Source organism: Corynebacterium sp. HMSC068G04, from assembly GCF_001814885.1.
Classification (GTDB): domain Bacteria; phylum Actinomycetota; class Actinomycetes; order Mycobacteriales; family Mycobacteriaceae; genus Corynebacterium; species Corynebacterium hiratae.
This window is the reverse complement of record NZ_KV818299.1, coordinates 83,463-94,983: the sequence shown is the minus strand read 5'-3', so window position 1 is coordinate 94,983 and position 11,521 is coordinate 83,463. Positions and strand designations below refer to the sequence as shown.

Sequence of the window (11,521 nt, the reverse complement as noted above, 5' to 3'; positions counted from 1 at the left end):
GGCGCTGTCGTCGTCCTGGACCCGGCCGCGCGTGCACTCGTGTCAGAGAAAGGTGGGCAGCGCTAGATCAGTGCGGGCCGCGAGTCAGCGTGAGTTCGTAGGAGCCGCTGGGCGTCGTGAAGCACAGCAGCGAGGTGCCCTCGGGGATGGCTGCGGTAGCGTGCGGCAGCAGCCTGATGGGGCCGTGCGTGCGGATGTGTGGGGAGGATAACTCCGCCGCGAGGAAGCTGCCCACGTTACTCACCATCCAGTTGTCCTCTTGCTGCCAGAAGTGGAGGAAGTGACGGTGCATGGAGGCGTCATCAGGAGCCAGTGGGAAGTCCCCCGCGCGGCCTGCCACGAGCTGCTGACCTGGGCGCACGACGGCGCGTTCCCCAGCGGAGTTAGTGACAAGGAGGTCGCGCTGCATCCAGAGGCCTTTCTGTAACTTTAGGCAGTAGCTTTTAGAGCTTTGAGTAGTACGGAGGGCGCTGTCACCTTTACACTGCCGTGTGGCCTAGCGCGCCTGCTGAGATTCCGGGGAGTGCCACCCAACGAGGGTTCACATTTGGCTCGTGTGGCACCCCCGGCCACCAGAGGAATACACTAAATCGCTCACGTGTTGTCTCTTGGGCGCTGACGATGTGAGTAGCAGCGCTGAAGACCCAAAATAGAAAAGTTGAAAGGTGTAGCCGGCCGCATGTCCGCTGAAATCCCTTCGAAGGTAATAACTACCCTCAGCATCCTGGTGCTGGGAGCGATGGTCATGATTCTCAACGAGACCTCGCTCTCCGTTGCGCTACCAGCTATTATGGCGGACTACTCCATTCCTGCCACGAGTGCCCAGTGGTTGTTGACGGGATTCATGCTCACCATGGCTGTGGTTATCCCGACCACCGGCTTCCTTCTGGAAAGGCTCACGACGCGCCAGATCTTCGTTGCGTCCGCGGGGCTCTTCCTGGCCGGAACCGTGGTGGCGGCCCTCGCACCGAGCTTCTTCATCCTGCTGGTGGGCCGCGTCCTTCAAGCTGGCGGAACCGCTTTGATGATCCCTACCCTTATGACCGTGGCCATGACGCTGGTCCCAGCGCAGCGTCGTGGCACGGTGATGGGCATCATTTCCGTGGTGATCTCCGTGGCCCCGGCATTGGGCCCCACCGTCGGCGGAGCGATTCTCAACCACTTCACCTGGCACGTTATCTTCTGGGCCATGGTCCCGCTCATCGCCCTCATTCTCGTCGCCGGGCTCTGGCGTTTGGACAATGTGGGGGAGAACCGTGATACCCCGCTCGACGGCCTCTCCGTCGTCCTTTCCGCCTTCGCGTTTGGCGGTTTGATCTACGGCCTGTCCTCGATGGAAAAGATCCTGCAGGGTGACGGCTGGGTGGACATCGCCGTTACCGTGGTGGGCGTCATCGCGCTTGCCGTATTCATCCGTCGGCAGCAGCGCTTGGCGCTGGAGGATCGCGCCCTGATGGATCTGCGTCCCTTCCGTGTGCGCAATTTCACCCTCGCGGTGATCATCCTCCTCCTGTCCTTTGGGCTCATGCTGGGAATGGTCACGGTCTTGCCCATCTATCTGCAAACCACACTGGGTGCTACGGCCTTTGCCACGGGGTTGGCGGTGATGCCGGGCGGCATCCTCCAAGCCTTCCTCTCTCCGATTGTGGGCCGGCTCTTCGATTCCTATGGCCCGCGCCCGCTCATGATTCCTGGCTCACTGCTCATGGTGGCCGGGCTGTGGCTCATGGCCACCTTGGGTGAGAACTCAGCTGTGTGGATGGTCGTGGGTATGCACGTGATCTTCTCCCTCGGCATGTGCTTGATGATGACGCCGCTGATGACCACTGCGCTGTCCTCGCTTCCGAAGAAGCTCTACTCGCACGGCTCGGCAATCATGAACACTTTCCAGCAGTTGGCGGGTGCGACGGGAACGGCTTTGCTCGTTGTCTTCCTCACCCGCGGCACCCTGGCTGGCGCTGCCGCTGGGCTAAGCCCGGCCGCGGCGACGGCGCAGGGAACGCACTGGGCTTTCCTGTTTGCCGGCGTGGCCGGCATCGCCATTGCGGTGATAGCACCGCTGCTTAAGCGCGCGGACTAAGTGCGCGGTTTAACACAGAGGTAGGTTGAGGCGGATGTCCTCTGCGTCCTCGCCCCAGACGAGGACGGCGTCGGTGGAGTCCTCGGCGCTCATGTAGAACACCGGCTCGGAATCGGAAATGTCGTAGCTGTACACGGTGCAGCGTCCGTTGGATAGTTCCTGCGCGCCCTGCGTCGGGCCGGCGGCCTCGCGCTGGGTGACGTCCCCGTACCGCGCCACGGAGTAGCTCACGCCGTCACCAACGCACGTAATCTTCGCCTCTTGGCCGTCCTCCGGAGCACGGGATTCGCAGGTGGCGCCGTTGAAGCCTTCGTCGCCGGGGCGGGAGCTGATGAGCCCGGGGTGGCCGTCGGCAAGCGCCTGCTCTGAGTCGGACCACGCCGACCGCCCCAAGAAGAACCACAGCAGCCCACCAACCAGGAGCAGGAGAAGAAGGCCCACGCCCAAGCCCGCAAAGACCTTGCCCTTCGATTTCGAGGTGCGCGTGGTGGGTGATGACTCCGCGGGATCGGCAGCATAGCCAGGCTGGGGTTGCTGGGGTTGCTGCGGCCCGGCCCAGTCCTCCTGCGGGGCAGCGGTATGCTGCGGAGCTGACTGCCACGGGGCCGCGCCCGGGCTCGGGCTCGAGCTGTCGGTGTTTGTGCTGCGCACGGCGTCGATAACGGCGGCGGCTGAGGGGTAGGCGGCCGCAGCGCGGAAGCCTGGGTAGGCCGCGGAGACGAGCTGGGCCAGGCGGTCGATGACCTCCTTCGCGGAGGCAGTGGGGGCGTCGGTAGCGGTGGCTGGGCCGACTGAGGCGAAGAAGGCGTTCGAGCGGTTATCGGTGAGGATGATGCGTCGCGGGTTGAGCGCACGGAGAGCAAAGCCAGCGCGGCCCTGCTGGATAAGGAAGTCCGTGGCGTCGGCCAAGGGAGCAAAGACGGCGAGAGCCTCCTCCTGGGAAAGGTGATGGGCGCCGATGCCAGATGACGTGTACTTCGACAGCTGCTCGCCCGGCAGGCTGCGGCGTACAAAAAACTCCTGACCATTGTTCATTGTGCCCGTGCCCACGACGGGGGCAATAGCGCTGTGCTGCAGCTGGCCAACGATTCCGGACTGGCGGAGCACGCCGCGGTGCTCCGGACCATAAATCTCTACGAGGAGTTCGTCTTGCGAGGGATCTTCCACGAGAAACAGCGAGGAGCCCGTCCCTTGGTCCAAGACAGCCTTCTCGCGCAGCCGGTGCTGGGTAGTGAAAAATTCAGGAAGCGTAGTCACGGTGAGAGAAATCCTTCGTGGAGGAGGTCGACGGTGAGGTATACGAATCTTCCTCATTCTAAAGGCGACACCGTGTCCATGGGCGTGACACAGCGCTCCCGCCAGGGTGGGCTAACAGATGGGCAAGCTCAAACGGTCCTCGTGGGCCTGCGGACCAGCAAGAACGAGAGCAAAACGCGCGGAGACGCCCGAGGGGTACACTCCCCACGTTCCCGGCTGGTGAGGGATTTCCGCCGAGGTGATGCTGCACGCATCCTGGACTAAGACGTCGAGGCGGCGCGGCATGATGGAGTTACGGTTGTCCTCCGTGCCGAAATCAGCTGCGACGAGCGTGAGGTCGTCGCCCCTGCACACGATTCGAGCCTGCTGCCCCGCTTCCGGCAGCGCGGGGCGGCAGTCGAGGTTGCGCCACGGGGCGCGGCCAGGGTGCTCCGGCAATAGCTGTGGAAATTGTTGGGCCAGAACCTCGTCGTGCTCGTCCCACCCCGCGCCGTACAGCGCTAGTCCGCCGGCGACTGCCAGACACAGCAACACCGCCGCAAGCACGCCCCCGAGGATGCTCAGATGGCGACGCCGCGGCTGCTGGGCGCGCTCGTGGCGGGGGCTGGCCGGTGGCGTAGCAGGGCCGGCGGCAGCATCTGGGGCTGCGGGGCGCGGCGCGGACGCCAGCTCACTCAGCTCCGCGAGCATCTCCGATGCGCTGGCGAAGCGCTGATGAGGATCCGGGTTCAACGCGGTGGCGAAGAAAGTGTTGAGGGCGGGGGCGAGGGGAGCGTCGCCAGGCGCCAGATTATGAGCGGTCAACTGCGGTATCACACGGCTGTGCGCCCACTGCTGGGGACTGGTGGCGCGGCGCAGATTAACCAGAGTGAGCATCTCCAGCGCGATGAGCGCGAGCGAGTAGCGGTCGCTGGCGGCGGTCGGCTGCGGTGGCTGCTTGACCAGCTGCGTGGGGTAGAGCTCCGGCGCCATGTAGGCATCCGTGCCCACGCGCAGGCCTTCGCGGGTCAAGCGCGTCGTGTCCTCATTGATGGCGATGCCAAAGTCCGCCAGCATGACGGTACAGCCCTCGTTATCACTGTGGGCCGTGGGGGAAGGCGTGCTATCGGCGATGATGTTCGCGGGCTTGACGTCGCGGTGAATGACCGGCGAAGGCAGGGCCGCCAGGTAGTCCAGGGCCTGTGCGATGGGCGCGAGCAGCTGCACGGTTTCCTCCACCGTGAACTTGGAATTGTCCAAGATGCGCTGGTTGATGTGCGCCTCCAGGCTGGGGCCGCGCAGGAATTTCATAATGAAATAAGGCACGCCGCCCGGGGTGATGTCGCCATCGTAGATAGGCACGATGGCCGGATGCTCGAGTGCCGCGACGGTGCGCATCTCCGCCATGAAGCGGCGGACTTCCTCATCGTCCTCGGCCGCATGCTGCGCGATGACCTTGATGGCTACTTCGCGGTCCAAGCTTTCCTTGCGGGCAAAGACGATGGTGCCCATGCCACCCGCACCGATCTGGTGGAACTGCGAGTAGCCCTTGGCGCTGAGCTCGGGCTCAAGATCCAAAGGCAGACCGGAAGCGGTGGGCTGGCTGTTCATGGCTATGCGGCGACGATGATGGGCTGGTGAATGACAAAAGGCTCATAACCGGCCTGCCGGATGCTGATCTCTGCGACCAAGTCGCCAGGGTCGGTGAGCCGAGCAACCAGCGTGCACTCGCCGGACTCACAGTCCACGACGAAATCCTCGCCCTCCTTGAGGTGGTGTGACTGGGTGTCGTCGAGAAGCGCCACCTGCCATTCGGCATTGTTGTCCAAATCCGCCTCGTCCCCACTCAAGTTCGTGGCCTGCACGCTGAGGACAAGGGCACCCCCGGTGGCCCACTGCAGCACGCCGGTCGGGGCAGAGCCGCCGGTAGCCCCGTCGTAGCGCCGGTTGTCCAGCTCAACGCGCAGGGTTTGGAAACCGTAGGGCTCTACGCCCGAGTAGGTGGCCACGATTTCGTTGACCACTCCTGGGCCCGCTTCCTTTTTCGTGAGCAGGTAGGTGCCGTCCTCCTGGCGCAGGTGCGAAGGTTCGCTGGGTTCTGGGATCTCGGAATCGGTCCCCTCGACAGGAACGTCTTCGTGCTGGGACAGGGTGGTCTGGCCCGTGACCGTGAACTTGGGCGCATCCTCCGCGGTGTCTTTGTTCGTCGCGCACGCAGACAGCGCGAGGAGCGCTACGCCGAGTCCAGCTAGCGCGCGCGGAGAGACGGAGGCGAACATTGGTTGTCAGATCCTTGCAGAGGGACAGATGAGGGATAGAAGGGGATAAAAATAGATAGGGGCCAGAATCAGACAAAGAATAACAGCACCGGTGAGCGGCTTAAAACAATAATGCTGAATTGTTATGAAAGGTGCGCATAGTAGTGCGGGTGCGCGGCCGCGAATTGGGCGAGCACAATGCGCCATGAGATCTTTTGGCCCGGCTGGAACTGCGGAACGCCGAGCTTTTGCAAGGTCTCCGCCAGCGTCTGAATCTTGCGCTCTACTTTCTTTTCCGTCCAATCCAGGGCCTCTGCTAGCTCGCGCTGACTACTCACGACCACCCGTGGCTCCGCGGCGGGGTTGTCGAGGAGTGGCTGAGCGAGGGTCTTGAGCAGCAGGCACTGCTCCTCATTCGGCTCGAAGACGTGGGTGGTAAACGGCCCATCCGGTGGAAGGCTGGGCTGTGGGCTGCGCAGCGACTGCATGACGGTGAGCTCGCACTCGTAGCTCATGGTGGCAGTGGAGAAATAGAGCGTGGAGGTTCCCGGGTGCAGAACTTCAATGCTGCCGGGGCTGATGAGGGTGCGGCCGAAGCCGCAGGCGGCGGGTGGCTGGATCGTAGCGGCGATGAAACTGCCGATGTTCTTGATGAACCACTGTGAGCCATTGGACCACACCTGCAGGAACGTGCGGTGCATGGCGGGATCATCGGAGGCCAGTAGGAAGTCCCCCTGGCGGCCAAGGGTGACGCTTTCGGAGACCTCGAGGAGGCGGGAGTGCCCAATCAGATCGTCGATAAGCAGAGTGCCGTGCTGTGCCTGTTGCATCGGGGGAGGCTCCTTCCCGCGGGGATGTAACCAGTGTTGACTGAAGAGTTACTTTACTTTAAGGCTTGCGCGCAGGCGCTTGGCGACGCCTCCCGCCACCTGTTCGCTACCGGCGTACAGTGGCTCTACCTGGGGAAATGAGGTTTTTGAGTAGGGGGGTGCGGAATTCGCGAATGGAGTGTCCGCCCCGCGCGTTAGAGTGGATGACACATTTACAGCGAAAGGTAAGAGGTAATGTTCGAGAGGTTTACTGACCGTGCTCGCCGCGTCATCGTTTTGGCGCAGGAGGAAGCACGCATGCTCAACCACAATTACATCGGCACCGAGCACATCCTCCTGGGGCTTATTCACGAAGGCGAAGGCGTAGCGGCCAAGGCTTTGGAATCCATGGGGATCTCGCTGGAGGACGTCCGCCGTGAGGTGGAAGAGATTATTGGTCAAGGTTCTCAGCCGCACACCGGCCACATCCCATTTACCCCGCGCGCGAAGAAGGTTCTCGAGCTCTCCCTGCGTGAGGGGCTCCAGATGGGCCACAAATACATTGGCACTGAGTTCCTGCTGCTCGGCCTCATCCGTGAGGGTGACGGCGTGGCGGCTCAGGTGCTGACCAAGCTGGGCGCCGACTTGCCGCGCGTGCGCCAGCAGGTTATCCAGCTGCTCTCCGGCTACGAAGGGAATGAAGGCGAAGGCGGCCAGTCCCAGGGTGGCCCCGGCCCGGTAGGCGCCGGTGCCGGCGCTGGCCAGGGAGGCCGTGTTGGCCCGGGTGGCTCCGGCGAGCGCTCCAACTCCCTGGTGCTGGACCAGTTTGGCCGCAACCTCACCCAGGCTGCGCGCGACGGCAAGCTGGACCCAGTCGTGGGTCGCGATTCCGAGATTGAACGCATCATGCAGGTTCTGTCTCGCCGGACCAAGAACAACCCGGTGCTCATCGGTGAGCCCGGCGTGGGTAAGACCGCCGTGGTCGAGGGCCTGGCCCTCGATATCGTTAACGGCAAGGTCCCGGAGACCCTCAAGGATAAGCAGCTCTATTCGCTGGACCTCGGCTCCCTGGTGGCTGGCTCGCGCTACCGCGGTGACTTCGAGGAGCGCCTGAAGAAGGTGCTCAAGGAGATTAACCAGCGCGGTGACATCATCCTCTTTATCGATGAGATCCACACCCTGGTCGGCGCCGGTGCCGCCGAGGGCGCTATCGATGCTGCTTCCTTGCTGAAGCCGAAACTGGCCCGCGGCGAGCTGCAGACCATCGGTGCCACCACCCTGGATGAGTACCGCAAGCACATTGAGAAGGATGCTGCCTTGGAGCGCCGCTTCCAGCCTGTCAAGGTGGAAGAGCCCTCCCTCGATGACACCATCCTGATCCTCAAGGGGCTGCGCGATAAGTACGAGGCACACCACCGCGTCTCCTACACCGATGAAGCGTTGAAGGCTGCAGCCTCCCTGTCGGACCGCTACATCAATGACCGCTTCCTGCCGGATAAGGCTGTTGACCTCCTCGATGAGGCCGGTGCCCGTATGCGCATCAAGCGCATGACCGCCCCGGAGGGCCTGCGCGAAGTGGATGATCGCATCGCAGAGGTCCGCAAGGAAAAGGAAGCTGCGATTGACGCCCAGGACTTCGAGAAGGCCGCTGGACTGCGCGATAAGGAGCGCAAGCTGGGTGAAGAGCGCGCGGAAAAGGAAAAGCAGTGGCGCTCCGGTGACTTGGAGGAAATCGCCGAGGTCGGCGAGGAGCAGATCGCTGAGGTCCTCGCGCACTGGACCGGCATTCCGGTGCTCAAGCTCACGGAGAAGGAATCCAACCGCCTCCTCAACATGGAAGAGGAGCTGCACAAGCGCATCATCGGCCAGGACGATGCCGTCAAGGCCGTGTCCCGCGCCATTCGCCGCACCCGTGCCGGCCTGAAGGACCCGCGCCGTCCTTCCGGTTCCTTCATCTTCGCAGGCCCCTCCGGTGTGGGTAAGACGGAGCTGTCGAAGTCCCTGGCCAACTTCCTCTTCGGTTCGGATGATGACCTCATCCAGATCGATATGGGTGAGTTCCACGATCGCTTCACCGCGTCCCGCCTCTTTGGTGCTCCTCCGGGATACGTTGGCTACGAAGAGGGCGGCCAGCTGACCGAGAAGGTTCGCCGCAAGCCTTTCTCCGTGGTGCTCTTCGATGAGATCGAAAAGGCCCACAAGGAGATCTACAACACCCTTCTGCAGGTGTTGGAGGATGGCCGCCTGACCGATGGGCAGGGCCGCGTGGTGGACTTCAAGAACACCGTGCTCATCTTCACCTCCAACCTGGGTACCCAGGACATCTCCAAGGCCGTGGGCTTGGGCTTCACCGGCTCTTCGGAGAATGACGCCGATGCGCAGTACGAGCGCATGAAGAACAAGGTCAACGACGAGCTGAAGAAGCACTTCCGCCCAGAGTTCCTCAACCGTATCGATGAGATTGTGGTCTTCCACCAGCTCACCCAGGAGCAGATCGTCGAGATGGTGGAGCTGCTCATCGCCCGCGTAGAGAAGCAGCTCTCCGAGCGTGACATGGGCATCGAGCTCACTCAGAAGGCCAAGGACCTGCTGGCTCAGCGCGGCTTCGACCCGGTCTTGGGTGCACGTCCGCTGCGCCGCACCATCCAGCGCGAGATTGAGGACCAGCTCTCCGAGAAGATCCTCTTCGGCGAAATCGGCGCGGGTGAGATCATCACCGTGGACGTTGAAGGCTGGGACGGCGAGTCCAAGGACAACTCTTCTGCCACCTTCACCTTCACGCCGCGTCCACGCCCGCTGCCGGAGGACACCTTCGACAAGGAGCTCGAGGAGACCGCCGTGCGTGAGGCCGATGAGGAACTGGCCACCGAGATCGACGCCGAAACTCACGGCCCCGACTCCAATGGTCCGGACACGGTGACCCCGGACGTCCTCGACGAGTCTGGTAGCGATTCCGCTGAGGAATCCCACAACGACGATGGCGATGACGGCAACCCGCCGCCGGCAGGTGCCGGTGCTGGCCAGCCGCTCTAAGCGCTGACTTGGGCCCCGTGCTGGACCCATAAGGAATAAGCCCCGAACCGCATGCGTGTGACACCGCGTGCGGTTCGGGGCTTTCTTTGTGTGTCCTCCAGCCGCGGTGGGAGGCACGCCCCAGTGGGCGGGAAGGCCCAGTGGGCGGGAAGGCCCGCCCACCACTAGAAGGGAATCAGCACACCGTCTCGTGAGATTCGTGCTCCGGGTGCTCGACCTGGATGATGGAGGCGTTTGGTAAAAGGCGTCTGACAAAAGGCATCTGTCATAAGGCGTTTTCACGGCTGAAAACGCCTTTTACGCCTTGTAGATGGCGTTTTTAGACCCAAAGATGCCGTTTGCCAGATGCCTTTTGCGGGACGCCCTTTTGACTTGGTTCAGTTTCGTGCGGAACAATCCCACCCCACCGCCGAAAAGTACCAGGTAGCAGTGTTAGGAGTGACGTTGCTCGCCCGCTCATGACCTAAGCCTGTGATGTCTAGGGACTTTTTGGACACGGAGTCCAGGGTGTTTTTGGACAGGATGTCTAGTGGCTTTTTGGACGTCTAAGGCGGTGGAATAGCCGGATGGCTATTCCATTGCATAAGCGTAGAAAGGTCGCAGATTTCGATCCCGTTCGTGACGGCAAGACGGTCACACAGTTTTGCAAAGAATTAGGAATCTCGCGGCAGACGTACCACAACATCAAACACCGGATAGAGCAGAAGGGCCGCGCAGGCATTGTGCCGGATTCGACTGCCCCGAAGAATCCGATTAAGAAATTTAATGAAGCCGACAAAATCGCAGTCGTCCACGCCAGACAACAGTTAATGGAGCAAGGCTTAGATTATGGGCCTTGGTCGATTTACTACTTTTTGTTCGACACTGTAGGCGCAGATTACACCCCATCGCGTTCTACAATCGCCTCGTGGCTGCATGAACTGGGATTTGTTGATGCCAATGCCCGCAAACGGCCACGCAGCTCCTATAAGCGCTTCGCCCGTGATCACGTCGGTGAACTCTGGCAAATCGATGGACTGGTCTATCGCCTCTTTGACCATGCCCACACACATGTCACGATTTACCAGATTATCGATGATGCCAGCAGATTCGATGTCGGAACCACAGCGTTCGCCCTGCCAGAAAACGGTACTGATGCACGCGCTGTGCTGGCCGCAGCGTTCGCTGCCTACGGCAAACCGCAAGAAATCCTTTCCGACAATGGCGATGCGTTCGCCACCTACCACCGTGGTTTTCTCTCTGCTACTGAAACCTGGCTCGCCAGCCAAGGTGTACTTGCTATTGCTGGTTTCGCCCCGACAACCCAGGGAAAAGACGAACGCTCTCACCGCACGTTGACCCAGTTCCTCGATGCACGCCACCCAGTCAGCCTTGCTGAGGTCAACACATATCTGGCCGAATACCGCCAGGTCTACAACGAACGACGACGGCACCAATCACTGCTTATCGGCAAAATGCACATCACACCACGCCAGGCCTTCGATACCTTCCCCAAGGCACCATCACCTCAGCATCCACTCGATCCTGAGCAGGTCTGGGCCCGCGTAGTCGCCTACAACCAGGCACACAACCCACAAGCAGTATCCGAAAAGCTAAACGGCCCCGCGGAAGCGGCAACTTCACACGAGGCCTGCATCGATGACATGGCAGCTTTGCAAGGCATACCTCCCACCGATACCCCCACACTAACGGCACCGACGACACAATCAACAAACCACTGGGGCATCCCAGACCAACTCTGTGTGAACAAAGGTGGCGTTGTACGCGTGTGCGGCTTCGGTCTCTACATCGGTCTGAGGTTTAAAAACCGCAGACTCTACTCCACAGTCACAGCCGAAAACGTTGCGGAGTTCTACACAGCCCATGACGGTGAATTCCTCTTCAGCGTGCCACTGCCGATCACGTTGAGCCACAGACCACCAGGTGGTCAGATCAACATCAACCTCGTTGAAGGAATGAAACACCGCCAACCACCACGGATGAACCCGAAACTATCCAAACCCCGGCCCAAACGCAGGCAACAACCATAAACCGCTAGAAGTGTCCACAAACACCATGGATTCCGTGTCCAAGAAGACACCGGACTCCATGTCCAAAAACCCTAT

The 11,521-nt window shown here is 61.6% G+C and carries 8 protein-coding genes; 3 read left to right on the top strand and 5 right to left on the bottom strand.

The genetic code is table 11. The features are described from left to right. Window positions 1–67: 67 nt before the first annotated feature. Window positions 68–409, bottom strand: coding sequence for a hypothetical protein (locus HMPREF2993_RS02925; protein WP_049154720.1), 342 nt, complete (start codon window positions 407–409; stop codon window positions 68–70). Window positions 410–679: 270 nt separating this feature from the next. On the opposite strand from HMPREF2993_RS02925, the gene HMPREF2993_RS02920 reads away from it, so the two are divergent. Then, complete coding sequence (locus tag HMPREF2993_RS02920; protein WP_070515880.1) at window positions 680–2,080, top strand: MDR family MFS transporter; 1,401 nt, start codon at window positions 680–682, stop codon at window positions 2,078–2,080. A gap of 9 nt (window positions 2,081–2,089) precedes the next feature. Here HMPREF2993_RS02920 and HMPREF2993_RS02915 read toward each other — a convergent pair whose 3' ends face one another. The 4 genes from HMPREF2993_RS02915 to HMPREF2993_RS02900 all read right to left on the bottom strand — a co-directional run bounded on the left by HMPREF2993_RS02915 (window position 2,090) and on the right by HMPREF2993_RS02900 (window position 6,404). Further along, window positions 2,090–3,337: a serine/threonine-protein kinase gene (locus HMPREF2993_RS02915; protein ID WP_070700933.1), complete on the bottom strand. Its 1,248-nt coding sequence runs from the start codon at window positions 3,335–3,337 to the stop codon at window positions 2,090–2,092. A gap of 111 nt (window positions 3,338–3,448) precedes the next feature. Continuing rightward, window positions 3,449–4,927, bottom strand: coding sequence for a serine/threonine-protein kinase (locus tag HMPREF2993_RS02910; RefSeq protein WP_070700931.1), 1,479 nt, complete (start codon window positions 4,925–4,927; stop codon window positions 3,449–3,451). Between the two features lie 2 nt (window positions 4,928–4,929). Beyond that, the gene (locus tag HMPREF2993_RS02905) at window positions 4,930–5,595 is read right to left on the bottom strand and encodes a hypothetical protein (RefSeq protein ID WP_070700929.1); all 666 of its coding nucleotides are present in this window, start codon (window positions 5,593–5,595) and stop codon (window positions 4,930–4,932) included. A gap of 122 nt (window positions 5,596–5,717) precedes the next feature. After that, window positions 5,718–6,404: a hypothetical protein gene (locus tag HMPREF2993_RS02900; RefSeq protein WP_070511101.1), complete on the bottom strand. Its 687-nt coding sequence runs from the start codon at window positions 6,402–6,404 to the stop codon at window positions 5,718–5,720. Window positions 6,405–6,638: 234 nt separating this feature from the next. On the opposite strand from HMPREF2993_RS02900, the gene HMPREF2993_RS02895 reads away from it, so the two are divergent. Both HMPREF2993_RS02895 and HMPREF2993_RS02890 read left to right on the top strand, forming a co-directional pair. Then, entirely contained in the window at window positions 6,639–9,416 is a 2,778-nt protein-coding gene (locus HMPREF2993_RS02895; RefSeq protein ID WP_070515872.1) for an ATP-dependent Clp protease ATP-binding subunit, read from the top strand. A gap of 566 nt (window positions 9,417–9,982) precedes the next feature. Further along, on the top strand, window positions 9,983–11,446 hold the full coding sequence (locus tag HMPREF2993_RS02890; protein ID WP_070700927.1) for an integrase core domain-containing protein: 1,464 nt from the start codon (window positions 9,983–9,985) through the stop codon (window positions 11,444–11,446). Window positions 11,447–11,521: the final 75 nt, after the last annotated feature.